Here is a 14,865-nt window from a genome sequence, read left to right on the forward strand (position 1 = left end):
GCATCGGCCGGCCGGCCACCCGGCTGCGTCCGGGGCGGTCCTCCATTCGCGGTAACGTGAGGCGCGATTCTGCAGTCTCCCGGCGGGCGCTGCCGTCCCCGGCGGCTCCGCCACGGGCCGTACCCCCGAGGAACCATGCCGCAGCAGCCGCCCCCGGCCGTCTCCGTGATCATGCCGGTGCTCAATGAGGAACGTCACCTGCGCAATTCGGTCCGGCACATCCTGGAGCAGGAGTACGCCGGCGAGATGGAGGTGGTGATCGCCCTGGGCCCCTCCACGGACCGCACCGACGAGATCGCCGCCGAGCTGGTGGCCGAGGACCCCCGGGTGCACACCGTGCCCAACCCGACCGGCCGCACCCCCGCCGCCCTGAACGCCGCGATCAAGGCGTCCCGGCACCCGATCGTGGTCCGGGTCGACGGTCACGGCATGCTCTCCCGCAACTACATCGCCACCGCCGTCCGCCTCCTGGAGGAGACCGGCGCCGCGAACGTCGGCGGGATCATGCACGCCGAGGGCGAGAACGCCTGGGAGGACGCGGTGGCCGCCGCGATGACCTCCCGGATCGGCGTCGGCAACGCCGCCTTCCACACGGGCGGCGAGGCGGGCCCCGCCGAAACCGTCTACCTCGGTGTCTTCCGCCGCGAAGCCCTGGAACAGCAGGGCGGGTACAACGAGGAGTTCATCCGCGCCCAGGACTGGGAGCTGAACTTCCGCATCCGCGAGGCCGGCGGCCAGATCTGGTTCTCGCCCGAGCTGAAGGTCCAGTACCGCCCCCGGCCGAGCATCAAGGCGCTGGCGAAGCAGTACAAGGACTACGGCAAGTGGCGCCACGTCGTGGCCCGCTACCACGCCGGCTCGATCAACCTGCGCTACCTCGCCCCGCCGACCGCGGTCTGCGCGATCGCCGCCGGCCTGGTGGTCGGCGCCGCCGTCACCCCGTGGGGCTTCGTCGTCCCGGCCGGCTATCTGGCGGCCATCACCGCGGGCTCGCTGCCCGCCGGCAAGGGGCTCTCCCTGAAGGCCCGCGCCCAGATCCCCGTGGCGCTGGCCACCATGCACATGTCCTGGGGCTTCGGCTTCCTGACCAGCCCCCGCTCGCTGGCCAGGAAGGTCATCGCCAGCCGCCGCCCGGCGGTCGTCGCCCCGGCGGCGACGAGCACGGACTGACCCCGGCCGACGGAACAACGGCAACGGCCGCCGCCCCACCGGATCCAGCCGGTGGAGCGGCGGCCGCTCGCATGTCGAAGGGCTCCGAAGCCCTAGAACGTGTAGTCCGGGTTCACCTGCATGCAGCCCTTGTCCTCGCCGTTCTGGGCGTCCGCGCTGGCGGGAGCCTTGTCGGCGGGCTTGTCGTGGCCGGCCGTCTTCGGGTACGTCGTGCCCGACCGCCAGTCGTTGCCGACCACCAGCTGCAGCCCGGTCACCGAACTCGACTCCCGCACCGCGCTCTTGGGCAGCCCGAGCGCCTTGGCGACGGCCAGCGCATCGCCGCGCCGGTCCGTGCCGTGGTACGTCAGGGTGGTGTCGGCCTGGCTGGTGAGCACCGTGGTGGTGCCGGCCGCGGTCCAGCCGAGCCCGGCCAGCTGCTGCTGGATGTCGGAGGCGCGGCCGGAGGCCGGACCGGTCACCGTGCTGTTGGTGCCGTTCTGCACGACGACCTTCAGCTGGTCCTTGGGAGTTGACGGCTTCGGGTCGGGCGCCGGCTTCTTCTTGGCGTCCTTGCCGTCGAGCGCGGTGTCGTTGCGCAGCATCGCGAACGTCGCGTCCGCGTCGCCGGGCTTGGGCAGGACGTAGCGCTCACCGGGGCCGTACTGCCAGGGCATGGTGATCATCGTGATGCGCTTGGTCGGCACCCGGCTGAGGTCACCGCCCAGGTCGTAGAGCTTCTTGACGGTGTCCAGCCCGTCGTCGACGGTCAGCGCCTTGGTGGCGGCCTCCGCCAGGTCCCGCAGCTGGCCCGGGTCGGAGAGCTTGGTGCCCTGCTTCAGCTGGCGGATCATCGAGTTCATGTACATGTGCTGGGCCTTGGCCCGGCCGATGTCGGTGTTGTCCTCGAAGCCGTAGCGGGTGCGCAGCCACTGCAACGCCTGGACACCCTTGACGTTGTGGGTGCCCTTGGTGAGTTTCAGGCCGCTGCCGTGGCCCTTGCTGTCGTGCGAGTAGACGTTGGCCCGGACGCAGACCGGGACGCCGCCGATGGCGTCCGCCATGTCCACCACACCGGAGAAGTCGACCATCATGAAGTGGTCGATGTAGATGCCGGTGAGCTCCTGCCAGGTGGCGAGGGTGCAGCCCGGGCCGCCGTGCTGGAGCGACTCGTTGATCGGCGCGGTGGTCTGCGGATATTTCTCGTGGGTCTTCGGGTCGGTGCACTTCGGGATCGTCACCCGGGTGTCCCGCGGGATGGAGATCACCGACATGTTGCTGCGGTCGGCGGAGACGTGCACCAGCATCTGGACGTCGGCCAGCGGCTTGCGGTCCGCGTCCTGCCGGGCGCCGCCGAGCTCGATGTTCTTCTTGCTGTTCCGGCCGTCGGAGCCGAGCAGCAGGATGTTCAGCGGGGTCTGCCCGAACGCGTTGGGGTCCGGCTTCTTCAGGGCGCTGTCGCCCAGGGACCGCGGGGCCTTGCGGAGGTTGGCGTTGAGGTGCTCGTAGTACCAGTAGCCGGCGCCCGCGGTGCCCACTATCAGGACGGCGAGGGATATCGCGGTCCAGCGGAGTGCCTTGCGGCCCTTGCCGCCCTGCTTGCGGCGCGGCCGGCCGCCCTTGCGGTGGCCGCCGCCCGCCTCGGTCCCGTCCTCGTCGCCGGGCGGCACCTCACCGCCCTCCGGCGGCGTCCAGCCGGGCGCGTCCGGGGGCAGCCCCTTGTTGTCGTAGAGGCTGTCGTCCCAGCCCAACTCCTGTGCGTCCGGCTGTCGTCGCCGGCGTGATCGTTCACCACGCGCACTGCTCTGCCGCATTGGGCCCTCTCCCCGTTGTCAGTCCGGTGGTGCGCCCCGGCCGCCGTACAGGGCGGCCGGGTCCCGCTCGTTACTTGGCGCAGACGTTCTTGTCGTCCGCGTTGACGTTCTGCACGTTGTCCGGAATCTCGGTCGGCGCCGCGATCGGTGTGCCCGGTGCCGTGAAGTCCTTGCCGAGGACCAGCTTCATCGGCACCCGGTCACCGGCGTCCTGCCCGGACTTCTTCAGCGCGCTCTTGGGCAGGCCCATCCAGTCGGCCAGTGCGGCAGCCTGGTCGGCCTGGTTGGGCGCGTACTCCAGACGCGTGGCGGCCAGCTTCTGCGGGGCGTTGCCGGCGTTGGTGGACAGCCGGGCGCCCTTGGAGTTCTGCAGCCAGTCCACGGTCTCCTGGGCCGAGCCGATCGGCCCGCCGCCGTTGGTCACATCGACCCGCACCAGTCCCGGCGGGGCCTTCTTGACGGACCCGGAACTCTTCTTGGCCTTGTGCTTCTTGGCCAGCTGGTGGTCGGCCCGGACCATCGCGAACAGCGGGTCCGCCTTCGCCTTGTCCAGGATGACGGTCGCCGGGTCGTTGGGGTTGTCCAGCACCGGCACCGTGGCGAAGGTGATCTTGTCGATGTTGACCCGCTTCAGGTCGTTGCCGAAGTCCAGCATCTTGCTGACCGTGCCGATGCCCGTGTCGACGGTGAGTGCCCGGGTCGCCGCCTGGCTGACGTCGTAGAGCTTGCCGGGGCTGGAGAAGGCGCTCGACTTCAGCTTGCGGATCAGTGAACTGAGGAACTGCTGCTGCAACTGGATGCGGCTGAGGTCGCTGCCGGTCCCCACGGCGTGCCGGGTGCGGACGAACGCCAGCGCCTGCTCACCCTTGACGACGTGCCGGCCCGCCTTCAGGTGCAGGTGGGACTTGGGGTCGTCGATGTCCTTGCCGGCGCAGACCTCGACACCGTCCACCGCCTCGGACAGCTCCTTGACCGCGTTGAAGTCGGCCATCATGAAGTGGTCGATCTTCAGGCCGGTGAGCTTCTCGACGGTGCGCCAGGTGCAGCCGGGGTCCCGGTCCTCCTGGCCCAGGCTGGTGTTGAAGCGCACCCCGTGCTCGCCGGGGATGCGCTTCTCCGAGCCGTTCTTCCCCTTGGTCGTGCAGTTCGGGATGTCGGTGATCAGGTCGCGCGGGATGCTCAGCGCGGTGGCGTTCGACCGGTCCTTGGAGATGTGCATCAACAGCGTGGTGTCGGCGTGTCCGACGCTCCCGGCGTCGCCGTAGCCGGAGTTGCCCTTGCCGGAGCGGGCGTCCGTCCCGATGATCAGCACGTTGACCGGGCCGTCGGACACCGCCGGGTTCTCCACGCCGACGTCGACCTTGGAGATGTTCCCGTCCAGCTGCTGGTACAGGTAGTACGCGCCGCCGCAGCCGGCGACGAGGACGAAGCCGACCACGCCGGCCGTCCAGTACAGCGCCTTCTTCTTCCCGGACGCCTTCGGCTTCCGCTTGCGGCGGCTCGCCGGACCCGCCACCGAGGGCGAGCCGGTCGCGGTACGTCCGGCCGCCCGCCGCGCCGCCGCCCGGCCGCCGGCCGGACGCCCGTCCGCACCGTCCTCGGCCCGCTCACCACGGCGCCCGCGCTGGGTCGGCAGCGGCCGGGTGTCGGTGTCGTCCCCGCCACCCGGCCGCCGCGCGGCGCGTCTCGACCTGGGGGCCTTGGGGTCGGAGGGCCGGGCGGGGGCTTGACCGGCCGGGTCAAGCCGCAGCTCGTAATTGCCGGTGTCCGGATCGAACACCCACTGATCGGCGGGGTCCACGTTGTTGTCGCCCGCCTGCCCACGGCCTTGCGCGTCCACGGTGCCTTGAATCCTCCGTCGGTGCCACGCGGCGCCATCCCCTCAAGGCGCTCGGGTAGGTCGATCGTGCAGTGCATGGTCAAAGGTGCATGGTCATCGGTCCGGCAATGTGCGGACCGGATCGCTCACACTATCCGCCCAGTTCAGCGCCACGCGACGCGCGTGACAAATTCCACTTCCCTACAACTGGGCAATCCGCCCAATCCATTCGAGTCGCCGAGCGTACTTTGCGGCATCTTTATTCGCAGGTCCCGCGTTCCGCCGTCGTACCGGGAAAGGTAGGCCCTGAACCCGCCGAAGGCGAGGGTCCGGGGCCCGGCTTGTCGTCCGGTGTCCCGCCGTCCGGCGAACCGCCCCCGGACCGGGCCGGTCGCTCCGCACCGTCCGGCGCCGGCCGCACGGTCACCGGAAGATCCCTGCCCAGCCGCGCGAAGAGCCGGTCGGCATCCGGTTCCACCAGCTCGTCGCGGTTGGGATCGAAGCGGTACTCCCGGCGCGGCACGGTCAGGAACTGCACCCGGCCGGTCGGAATGCCACGAGTGCTGCGCACCAATTCGTACAGCCCCCGCAGCGAAGCCAGCCCGCCGTCCGTGGTCAGCGAACTCGTCGCGGCATCCAGAACCGGATACAGCCGGGTCGGATTCAGCAGGACACCATTGCTCTGCACTTTCTTCACGAGAGCACCAAGAAATCGCTGTTGGCGCTCCATGCGCTCGGTGTCACTGCCGTCACCCAGGCTCTTCCGGGCCCGCACGTACCCGAGCGCGGCCTCGCCCTGCAGCGTCTGCCGGCCCGCGGGCAGCCTGAGGTGCGCCTCGTCGTCCCGGACCGGCCGCGGCAGACAGACCTCGACCCCGCCCACCGCGTCCACCATCCGCTTGAAACCCACGAAATCGATGATCATGTAGTGGTCGATCCGGATCCGGGTCAGCTTCTCCACCGTCCGGATCGTGCAGGCCGCCCCGCCGTACGCGAACGCCGAGTTGAACTGGGTCGTCTGCGGACCGGTCTCCCGGCCGTCGGTGCCCTTGCAGTGCGGCACCTGCACCACCAGGTCCCGCGGGATGCTCACCGCGGTGGCGCTCTTCCGGTCCGCCGCCAGATGCAGCAGCATCGTGGTGTCCGACCGCTGGCCGCTGCTCCGGCCGTACGCGCTGTTGCCGCCGGTCCGGCTGTCGGAACCGATCATCAGCAGGTTCTGCGCGTTCGGCGGGCCCGCCGGCGGCCGCTCCGACTCCCACTTGCGCAGCTCGGCCTCGACGTCGCCGTCGGTGTGGATGTTGCCGTTGAGCTTGGCGTACACCACCCCGCCGGCCCCTGCCCCGGCCAGCAGCACCCCGGCCGCACCGAGCGCGAGCCGGCGCCGCCAGCGCCCGTCCGGCGGGGTGCGCCGCGGCCCCGGCCCCCTGCCCGGGCGCTCGGCCCAGCCGGTGAACCTGGGCGGCTCAGGGGTCTCGGTCACCTCTGCGTCCATCCTCACGGAGTCGGCGTAGCGCCCGCGCGCGGGCCCCGCGTCACGACGGACGGACGGAACCCGCGCCGGGCCGCACGTATCTCACGAGCATGAACGGAAACCGGCGCCCGGGCCTGCGCTGGGCCCCCACGGTCCGCCGGACGGGGGAGCGGCCCCGCAGGCACCCCGGGCCGGCCCCCGCGCCACCCCTACCCGGCCGCCCGCGGCGCCCGGAACGTGATCTTCTCGCTGGTCTCCCGGGCCTCCTCGGCCTCCGCGGCCAGCCGGCCCAGGTGCCGGCAGAGCACCACCGAGCCGCCGGCCGCCAGCGGCCCGTACAGCCCGTACGACAGGCCCTCCCAGGTGTCGTACGGCAGCCCCGACAGCACCCGGGGCGCCGCGGGCAGCCCGGCCGCGGCCGCATCGGCCCGCGCCCGGTCCACGACCTGGGCACCGGTCAGCTCCTCGCCGGCCACCACCAGCGCCACCGCATCCGCCGCCACCGGGACGAACGGCACGAACCGGTCGCCCTGCCCCGGCACCTCCACGGCGTAGTCGGCGAACCCCTCCGGCGGCTGCGGGAAACGTCCGCCCAGCGGACGCAGCGCCAGCGCCACCCGCTCCCCGGAACAGGCCCGCGCCTGTGCCAGCCGGTCCGGCCCGGCCACCACCAGGTCGGCGGCCGCCGGATCCCCGCCGACCTCCGCCACCACGCCCACCGCCGAACAGGCCAGCAGCCAGACGGCGGTCTGCCAGTGGGCGGGCAGCAGCAGCGCGAGCCGGTCACCGGGCTCGGCGGCCAGATCGCCCTGCAGATAGTTGGCGGTCTTGGCCACCCAATTGGCGAAGGTCGCGACGGACAGTTCCACGCGCTCGCCGGTGGCGTCGTCGTAGAAGGTCACCAGCGGGCGGGCCGGGTCCGCGGCGAGCGCGGAACCCAGCAGGTCGGCGGGGGTGCGATCGATGGCGTTCATCGCGGCCAGGGTACGCGCGGCGGCCGCTGACGGCGGGTCGGGCCCGGCCGGCCCGGGCCACCGGATCGGCCGATGCCCCGTCAGGTCACCGTTGGCGCGTTGCCGGTGCCCGTGTTCACGATGCTGTCCATGCGCCCCTTCCTCGCGAGCTGTCTCGGCGCGGCGTGCACCGCCGCCCTCGCCCTGCCCTTCGCGCCGGACGCCGGTGCCGCCGGCCGGCCACCCGGCCCCGCCGCGGCGCGCACCGCCGACCTCCCGGGCAGCACCCAGTCCCTGCCGGTCGCGGCCCTCGGCCCCGGCGCGCCCCGCCCCACCGACCGCGACACCGCCACCGCGCCGGCCCCCCGCACCCTCGGCCTGCCGGCCCGCAGCGTCCGGCCGTTCTCCCTGCTCGGCGTCGTCTGGGACGACGCCGGCGCCGCACTCCACGGCCGGGTCCAGGTCCGCACCCGCGCCGCCCGCACCGGCGCCTGGACCGGCTGGCAGGACGTCTTGACCCACAACGACGACGCGCCCGACCTCGACGCCGCCGAACGCCACGACAGCGACGTCCGCGGCAGCACCGCGCCCCTGTGGGTCGGCGACTCCGACGCCGTCCAGCTGCGCATCACCCCGCAGACCCGCAACCGCGCCCCGGTCGCCGTCCCGCGCGGTCTGCGCCTCGAACTCGTCGACCCCGGCAGCGCACCGCCCGCCCGCCGCGGCATCCAGGGCCCGCCGACCCCGCTCGGCCCCGACGCCACCGCGGCCTCCGCCGCCAACGCCGCCCTCGCCCCGGTCGGCGCCACCGAGATCCCCGCCCTCGACCGTGCCGCGTCCCAGGCCGACATCGCCGCCGCGGGCGGCCGGCCCGCCGGCCCGACCTACGTCGGACCGCGCCCCCGCATCGTCACCCGGGCCGGCTGGGGCGCCAACGAGAAACTGCGCGAGAAGTCCTTCCTCTACACCCACGCGGTGCGCGCCGCCTTCGTCCACCACAGCGGCTCCGGCAACAACTACACCTGCGCCGAGGCCCCCAAGCTGATCCGCGCCATGTACCGCTTCCACGTCAGGAGCAACCACTGGCGGGACATCGGCTACAACTTCCTCATCGACAAGTGCGGAACGGTCTACGAGGGCCGCGCCGGCGGCGTCGCCAAGCCCGTCATGGGCGCCCACACCCTCGGCTTCAACAACGCCTCCACCGGCATCGCCGTCCTCGGCACCTACACCGACACCGAACCGCCCAAGCCCGCCCTCGACGCGGTCGCCCGCCTGACGGCCTGGAAGCTCGGCCTGTCCCACGCCGATCCGCGCGCCACCACACAGATGGTCTCCACCGGCGGCAACCGCTATCCCAAGGGAACCAAGGTCCCGCTGCACGTCATCTCCGGCCACCGCGACGGCTTCACCACCGACTGCCCCGGCAACCACCTCTACAACAAACTCGCCGCCACCCGGCTCGCCGCCGCACAACTCCAGGGGCGCTGACCGGGGAACCGGGCACCACTGAACCGTTCCTGCACCAGGCACGTCTTAGCGACCACGACTTGGCACCACGATGGGCCCCAGGACGTGGGACCACGACGTGGACCACGGCGTCCGCCCCGGCCGGCCCGGCCCTCCGCCGGGGCCGGCCGGGGGCCCGTCTGCCTACACTGGTCCGCCGACCGGCCGACCCCAGCAGGAAGCAGAGACGACAGGTGACAGAAGCGATCCTCCTGGTCGGCGGCAAGGGCACCCGGCTGCGCCCGCTGACGGTGCACACGCCCAAGCCCATGGTCCCGGCGGCCGGTGTGCCGTTCCTCACCCACCAGCTGGCCCGCGCCCGGGCCGCCGGCGTCGAGCACATCGTCCTGGCCACCTCCTACCTCGCCGAGGTTTTCGAGCCATATTTCGGCGACGGTTCGGCCCTCGGGCTGCACCTGGAGTACGTCACCGAGCGGGAGCCGCTGGGCACCGGCGGCGCCATCCGCAACGTCGCCGAACGGCTGCACTCCGCCCCCGGCGACCCGGTCCTCATCTTCAACGGCGACATCCTCACCGGCCTGGACATCAAGGCCCTGGTCGACACCCACCGTACCTCCGGCGCCGACGTCTCCCTGCACCTCACCCGGGTCGAGGACCCGCGCGCCTTCGGTCTCGTCCCCACCGACGCCACCGGACGGGTCACCGCCTTCCTGGAGAAGCCGCAGACGCCCGAGGAGATCGTCACCGACCAGATCAACGCCGGCGCCTACGTCTTCAACCGGTCGGTCATCGACACCATCCCGGCCGGCCGCCCGGTCTCCGTCGAACGCGAGACCTTCCCCGGGCTGCTCGCCGACGGCGCACACCTCCAGGGCATGGTCGACTCCACGTACTGGCTGGACCTCGGCACCCCGCAGGCCTTCGTACGCGGCTCCGCCGACCTGGTCCTGGGCCGCGCCCCGTCCCCGGCGGTGCCCGGCCGCCGCGGCGACCGCCTGGTCCTTGCGACGGCCGAGGTCGCCCCGGACGCCAAGCTCACCGGCGGTACGGTCGTCGGCCCGCGCACCGTCATCGGCGCCGGCGCCGAGCTCGACGGCAGCGCCGTCCTGGAGGGCGCGGTCGTCGAACCCGGCGCCGTGATCCGCGACTCCCTGATCGGCGCGGGCGCCCGCATCGGCGCCCGTACGGTGCTCGACGGCGCGGTCATCGGCGACGGCGCCCGCATCGGCGCCGACAACGAACTCCGCGACGGCATCCGCATCTGGTGCGACGCACAGATCCCGGCCGGGTCGGTACGGTTCTCGTCCGACCAGTAGCCCCCACCAGGGCCCCGCACCCCGCTGCCGGCCCGCTGTCGGTCGCATCGCCTAATCTGGCCGCATGCCCGCCCGCACCTGGGTCCCGCCCGGCCCGTACGACCTGCACCGCACCCTGGGGGTGCTGCAGCGCGGCCCCGGCGACCCGGCGTTCGCGGTGCGCGGCGGTGAGATCTGGCGCGCCTGCCGTACGCCCCAGGGCCCCGGCACGCTGTGCGTCACGGCCCGCCCGGCCGTCGGCGAGGTGGCGGCCGAAGCCTGGGGGCCCGGCGCCGAGTGGCTGCTGGACCGGCTGCCCCGACTGCTGGGGGAGGACGACGACCCGGCGCAGCTGACCGCCCGGCACCGCATCGTCCATGAGGCGCGCCGCCGCCACCCCGGCGTCCGGCTCGCCCGCACCGGCCTGGTCCTGGAATCGCTGATCCCCTCGATCCTGGAGCAGAAGGTCACCAGCGACGAGGCGTACCGCGCCTGGCGCCTGCTGCTCCAGCGGCACGGCGAGCCCGCGCCCGGCCCCTGGGAGCGGCTGCGGGTGATGCCCGATCCGCGCGGCTGGGCGCTGATCCCCTCGTGGGAGTGGCACCGGGCCGGCGTGGACGCCAAGCGCTCGTCCGCGATCCTGCGCGCCGTTCGGGTGGCCCGCCGGATGGAGGAGGCCGCGGCGATGGAGCTGGCCGACGCCACCCGCCGGCTGACGGCGATACCCGGCATCGGCCCGTGGACCGCCGCGGAGACGCTCCAGCGCGCCCTGGGCGCCCCGGACGCGGTCACGGTCGGCGATCTGCACCTCCCGAAGATCATCGGCTACGCCCTCACCGGCCGCCGCGGCACGACCGACGCGGAGATGCTCGAACTCCTCGCGCCGTACGCCGGGCAGCGGCACCGCGCCGCCCGGCTGATCCTGCTCTCCGGGATCACCCCGCCGCGGCGCGCCCCCCGGTTCCCGGTCGGCGACATCGCCCGCCTCTGAGGCCGGCGGGACCGCCCCGCGGGCCTCCTCGCCTCAGCGCACCACCACGAAGTCGTCCGCGCTCCGCGCCGCCCGCGGGCGCGGCGCCCCGGCCGGCCGGCCGATGGCCACCGCCCCCATCGGCTCCCAGTCGCCGGGCAGGCCCAGGACCTCCCGTACGACGTCCCGGCAGAACATCGTCGAGGAGATCCAGGCGGACCCCAGCCGCTCGCCCGCCAGCGCCACCAGGAAGTTCTGGATCCCCGCCCCGTGGGCGACGACGAACATCTCCCGCTCCGCCGCGTTGCGCCGCGCGTCCGGATAGCTGTGCGCACCGTCCAGCACCATGCACGGCACCGCCAGATACGGCGCGTTGCGCAGCACATCGCCGCGCCGCACCCGTCGGTCGATGGCCTCCTCCGACCTGCCGTCGCCGCGCAGATCCGCGATCCAGGCGTCCCGCATCGCGTCCAGCAGCCGCTCCCGCGCCCCGGCGGACTCCAGCAGCACGAACCGCCACGGCGTGGTGTGGTGCGGCGCCGGGGCGGTGACCGCCGCGGCCACCGCGCGCCGCACCGCGCCCGGGTCGACCGGGTCGTCGGTGAAGGCCCGCACCGTACGCCGCAGCGTCACCGCCTCCCGTACGGCCTCGGAGGTGCCCAGCCGGAACATGTCGTCCGCGGCGCCGCGCACCATCGCCCGCGCCCCGTCACCGGTCTCCTCGACGACGTGCCCCAGTCCGCGCACCACGGCGACCGGCAGCCCGGCCGCCTTGCCCTTCACCAGGTCGCCCGCCGCGGCCAGTTCGTCCGCGGTGGCCACCACGGTCGCGCTGAGCGGATTGCCGTACGCGTCCGTGCCGCCGCGCAGGTCGTCCAGCACCCGCACGCCGGCCGCCCCGATGGCGACGTCGGCCAGACCGCTGCGCCAGGGGCGCCCGAAGGTGTCGGTGATGACGACGCCGACGTCCACGCCGAGTTCGGTGCGCAGTCCGTCCCGCAGGGCCCGCGCCGAGCGGTCCGGGTCCTCGGGCAGCAACAGGACCGTTCCGGCCGGGGTGTTGGAGGCGTCGACGCCGGCCGCGGCCATCACCAGGCCCTGCCGGTTCTCGACGATCCGCAGCGGGCCGCGGCGGGCGACCAGCCGCACGGTCTCCCGGTCGATCGCCGCCTCCCGGTCGGTGGCCTCGACGATCCGCCCCTCGGCCTTGCTGACGATCTTCGACGTCACCAACAGCACGTCGCCGTCGGCGAGTTGGAGCCCGCCGTCGGCGGTCGCCGCGGCCGCGATCAGCTTCACCAGGTCGTCGCCGGGCCGCACCTCGGGGATCCCGGGCAGCGCCCGGACCCGGTACGCCGGTACGTCGGCGTCGCCGGTCACGCCCGGACCTCCTCGGCCAGCGCGAGCGCCTCGCGCGCCATCGCGGCCGTGGCGTCCAGGTCGGTCATCATCAGCGGTACGGCGCGGCAGCGGATCCCGGCCGCCTCGACCTCGGCCACCGCGCCGGCGTCGACGGAGTCGACCAGCCAGCCGTCGAGCAGCCCCGAACCGTAGTGCCGGGCGACCGCCGACGCGGTGGACTCCACGCCGACCGCCGCCAGCACCTTGTCCGCCATACCGCGCACCGGCGCGTCCCCGACGATCGGCGAGAGCCCGATCACCGGCACCCCGGCGTCCGCGATCGCCTCGCGGATCCCGGGCACGGCGAGGATGGTGCCGACGCTGACGACGGGGTTGGACGGCGGGAAGAGGATGACGTCGGCCTCGCCGAGGGCCTCCAGGACGCCGGGGGCGGGCTTGGCCTGCTCGGCGCCGACGGGTACGACGGCCTGTGCGTCCACCGAGGCGCGCAGCCGCACCCAGTACTCCTGGAAGTGCACGGCCCGCTGTTCGCCGTCCTCCTCGATCGCGACGTGGGTCTCGACCCGGTCGTCGGACATCGGCAGCAGCCGCACGCCGGGCTGCCAGCGCGCGCAGAGCGCCTCGGTGACGGCGCTGAGCGGGTAGCCGGCGGCCAGCATCTGGGTGCGCACGATGTGCGTGGCGAAGTCCCGGTCGCCGAGCCCGAACCACTCGGGGCCGACGCCGTAGGCGGCCAGTTCCTCCTTGACCCGGAAGGTCTCGTCGGCGCGGCCCCAGCCCTGCTCCTCGTTGATGCCGCCGCCGAGCGTGTACATCACGGTGTCGAGGTCGGGACACACCTTCAGGCCGAACAGGTGGATGTCGTCACCGGTGTTGCCGATGACGGTGATGTCCGCGTCCGGAGCCGCTGCCTTCAGTCCCCGCAGAAAGCGGGCGCCGCCGATACCGCCGGCCAGAACCACGATTCGCATAAAGACAGTGTGTCAGCCGGAGGAGGCCCACGGCCCGGGGCGTCAGGCCCCGGTGGTCTGCCGTGCCGCCGTGGCGCAGTGGGCCGTGTCGTGCATGGGCATTTCGGTCAGACCGGGGAAGTAGACGTGCAGGCTGACCGCGGGCGTCAGGGAGTCGTTGACGACCTCGTGGACGTAGCCGGGGGCGAAGACCTTCTGGGTGCCGGCGGTCAGGGGGCGCGGTCCGGTGGTGCCGTGTTCGGTCAACTCGCCCTGCAGGACGGTCAGTACGCCGGAGGACGGCCCGTGGTCGTGCCGTCCGCTGCCCTGGCCGGGGAGCCAGCTCAGCAGCCACACCTCGTAACCGGGCCCGGTGCGCAGCCGGTGGTACCAGCGGGTGGTGGCGTCGTAGCGGACCAGTGGGGCCCATGCGGCGCGGTCCGCGGCGATGGTGCGGGCGAGCCCGGCGAAGCCGGCGACGGTGTCCGGGTGCGCGGGGACGGGCGGCAGGAGGTGGGGGACGGCGAGCGGGTCGCCGGCGATCTGGACGTCGCTGTTCATCGGTTTCGGGTTCCTCGGCGGAAGAGCTGGGGGGACCTCCCCGCCGTGGCCGGGGGAGGGGGGTGGCCGGCGCGGGCGGTCCCTGTGGGGTGCGCGGCGCGGGCGGGAAATGCGGGGCGCTGCGGGGTGGTGCGAGCGGAGAAGCCGGAGCTCGGTGGCATCAACAGCTGGAACAGCGACAGCGAGCCTGCGCAGCGCAGAGCGACCCGTAGGCACGGGTCAGTCGGGGCGCGGCAGTCACTGGCATGGGGTCAAGGAGACCGGGTTCCCGGCGCAATGTCAACCGGACGTCTGGTTTGCCGCGAATCTTTCACCGCATCCGGTTACTCCGGCCGGAGAAAGGTTTGTGCAGCCCCGGACGCGGAGACATCGACCGGCAACCGCTGCTCCAAACGCCGTTGCGGTCCCGTGATCCGTCTGTGATCTTCCCCGCTTCGGCCCGCGGGGTGCAACGCGAACGCCGCCTGAGCACGTCTTCATCGATGACGCGGACGTGCCGGGGGGCACGCCCGGGGAAGTGTCCTGGTTTTTACTGATTTGAACACTTTCCGCATCCGCTTGGTTCCGCCGAGTGAATAAGAGGCTCAATAGCAGATCTCGGCTTGACTGGCCCGGATCACCACACTTGTAATTTCACTCGTGTCGTTCAGCCGAAATCGATCACGGCTTGATCACGGGGACGTAAAGACAGACGAGGGGCGCACATGACCGAGCTGTTCCAGGAATTGCTGGTCGAGGAGGCGGACGAGGAGCTCGGCTGGCAGGAGCGCGCACTGTGCGCCCAGACCGACCCCGAGTCCTTCTTCCCGGAGAAGGGTGGCTCCACCCGCGAGGCGAAGAAGGTCTGTCTCGCCTGTGAAGTCCGGTCCGAATGCCTCGAATACGCCCTCGCCAACGACGAGCGCTTCGGTATTTGGGGCGGTCTGTCGGAGCGCGAGCGGCGCCGGCTCAAGAAGGCCGCCGTCTGACCGTGACGAGTCAGCCACCCCCGCCCAGGGCGCGCGGTCTCTCGGACCCCGCCGCCGCACCGCCCCAACTCCCCATATCC

Annotated in this window: 12 protein-coding genes; 5 read left to right on the forward strand and 7 right to left on the reverse strand. The window is 72.9% G+C overall.

Annotated elements, in window-relative coordinates; translation table 11 throughout:
- The first annotated feature begins 135 nt into the window (after positions 1–135).
- The gene (locus ACZ7MX_RS38185) at positions 136–1,170 is read left to right on the forward strand and encodes a glycosyltransferase family 2 protein (protein ID WP_472139102.1); all 1,035 of its coding nucleotides are present in this window, start codon (positions 136–138) and stop codon (positions 1,168–1,170) included.
- Positions 1,171–1,262: 92 nt separating this feature from the next.
- Here the strand turns inward: ACZ7MX_RS38185 and ACZ7MX_RS38190 are convergent, their stop codons facing one another.
- The 4 genes from ACZ7MX_RS38190 to ACZ7MX_RS38205 form a co-directional block, all read right to left on the reverse strand.
- On the reverse strand, positions 1,263–2,963 hold the full coding sequence (locus tag ACZ7MX_RS38190; protein WP_472139104.1) for an LCP family protein: 1,701 nt from the start codon (positions 2,961–2,963) through the stop codon (positions 1,263–1,265).
- Between the two features lie 70 nt (positions 2,964–3,033).
- Positions 3,034–4,803 carry an LCP family protein gene (locus tag ACZ7MX_RS38195; protein ID WP_472139106.1) on the reverse strand — a complete coding sequence of 590 codons (1,770 nt, stop codon included), beginning with the start codon at positions 4,801–4,803 and terminating at the stop codon, positions 3,034–3,036.
- 238 nt (positions 4,804–5,041) lie between these two features.
- Complete coding sequence (locus ACZ7MX_RS38200; protein ID WP_472139151.1) at positions 5,042–6,277, reverse strand: LCP family protein; 1,236 nt, start codon at positions 6,275–6,277, stop codon at positions 5,042–5,044.
- A 188-nt stretch (positions 6,278–6,465) separates the two neighbouring features.
- Positions 6,466–7,230, reverse strand: a complete 765-nt coding sequence (locus ACZ7MX_RS38205; RefSeq protein ID WP_472139108.1) for a TIGR03089 family protein — start codon at positions 7,228–7,230, stop codon at positions 6,466–6,468.
- Between the two features lie 129 nt (positions 7,231–7,359).
- On the opposite strand from ACZ7MX_RS38205, the gene ACZ7MX_RS38210 reads away from it, so the two are divergent.
- From ACZ7MX_RS38210 to ACZ7MX_RS38220, 3 genes are all read left to right on the forward strand, one after another.
- Entirely contained in the window at positions 7,360–8,700 is a 1,341-nt protein-coding gene (locus tag ACZ7MX_RS38210; protein ID WP_472139110.1) for an N-acetylmuramoyl-L-alanine amidase, read from the forward strand.
- Between the two features lie 212 nt (positions 8,701–8,912).
- Positions 8,913–9,995 (forward strand): mannose-1-phosphate guanylyltransferase, encoded by a 1,083-nt coding sequence (gene manB, locus ACZ7MX_RS38215; protein WP_472139112.1) that lies wholly within the window; start codon positions 8,913–8,915, stop codon positions 9,993–9,995.
- 64 nt (positions 9,996–10,059) lie between these two features.
- A complete protein-coding gene (locus ACZ7MX_RS38220) occupies positions 10,060–10,965 on the forward strand; it encodes a DNA-3-methyladenine glycosylase family protein (protein ID WP_472139114.1) in 906 nt (301 codons plus the stop codon).
- A 33-nt stretch (positions 10,966–10,998) separates the two neighbouring features.
- On the opposite strand, the gene ACZ7MX_RS38225 is transcribed toward ACZ7MX_RS38220, so the two are convergent.
- Genes ACZ7MX_RS38225 through ACZ7MX_RS38235 form a run of 3 tightly spaced genes read right to left on the reverse strand, consistent with a single transcriptional unit; the run spans position 10,999 to position 13,817 of the window.
- Positions 10,999–12,324 carry a coenzyme F420-0:L-glutamate ligase gene (locus ACZ7MX_RS38225; protein WP_472139116.1) on the reverse strand — a complete coding sequence of 442 codons (1,326 nt, stop codon included), beginning with the start codon at positions 12,322–12,324 and terminating at the stop codon, positions 10,999–11,001.
- Positions 12,321–13,277, reverse strand: coding sequence for a 2-phospho-L-lactate transferase (gene cofD / locus ACZ7MX_RS38230; protein WP_472139118.1), 957 nt, complete (start codon positions 13,275–13,277; stop codon positions 12,321–12,323). Before cofD ends, ACZ7MX_RS38225 begins: the two co-directional genes overlap by 4 nt.
- A 42-nt stretch (positions 13,278–13,319) precedes the next feature.
- Positions 13,320–13,817, reverse strand: coding sequence for a cysteine dioxygenase (locus ACZ7MX_RS38235; protein WP_472139120.1), 498 nt, complete (start codon positions 13,815–13,817; stop codon positions 13,320–13,322).
- Positions 13,818–14,521: 704 nt separating this feature from the next.
- Here ACZ7MX_RS38235 and ACZ7MX_RS38240 point away from each other — a divergent pair.
- On the forward strand, positions 14,522–14,785 hold the full coding sequence (locus ACZ7MX_RS38240; protein ID WP_003983763.1) for a WhiB family transcriptional regulator: 264 nt from the start codon (positions 14,522–14,524) through the stop codon (positions 14,783–14,785).
- Positions 14,786–14,865 lie beyond the last annotated feature (80 nt).

This window comes from Streptomyces sp. NPDC107765 (assembly GCF_055657085.1).

What these genes read in the sequence shown, in the direction of transcription:
- ACZ7MX_RS38240 (WP_003983763.1), top strand. Translation starts at nt 14,522, where the DNA reads ATGACCGAGCTGTTCCAGGAATTGCTGGTCGAGGAGGCGGACGAGGAG.
- ACZ7MX_RS38185 (WP_472139102.1), top strand. Translation starts at nt 136, where the DNA reads ATGCCGCAGCAGCCGCCCCCGGCCGTCTCCGTGATCATGCCGGTGCTC.
- ACZ7MX_RS38220 (WP_472139114.1), top strand. Translation starts at nt 10,060, where the DNA reads ATGCCCGCCCGCACCTGGGTCCCGCCCGGCCCGTACGACCTGCACCGC.
- ACZ7MX_RS38205 (WP_472139108.1), bottom strand. Translation starts at nt 7,230, where the DNA reads ATGAACGCCATCGATCGCACCCCCGCCGACCTGCTGGGTTCCGCGCTC.
- ACZ7MX_RS38190 (WP_472139104.1), bottom strand. Translation starts at nt 2,963, where the DNA reads ATGCGGCAGAGCAGTGCGCGTGGTGAACGATCACGCCGGCGACGACAG.
- ACZ7MX_RS38235 (WP_472139120.1), bottom strand. Translation starts at nt 13,817, where the DNA reads ATGAACAGCGACGTCCAGATCGCCGGCGACCCGCTCGCCGTCCCCCAC.
- ACZ7MX_RS38210 (WP_472139110.1), top strand. Translation starts at nt 7,360, where the DNA reads ATGCGCCCCTTCCTCGCGAGCTGTCTCGGCGCGGCGTGCACCGCCGCC.
- cofD (WP_472139118.1), bottom strand. Translation starts at nt 13,277, where the DNA reads ATGCGAATCGTGGTTCTGGCCGGCGGTATCGGCGGCGCCCGCTTTCTG.
- ACZ7MX_RS38200 (WP_472139151.1), bottom strand. Translation starts at nt 6,277, where the DNA reads ATGGACGCAGAGGTGACCGAGACCCCTGAGCCGCCCAGGTTCACCGGC.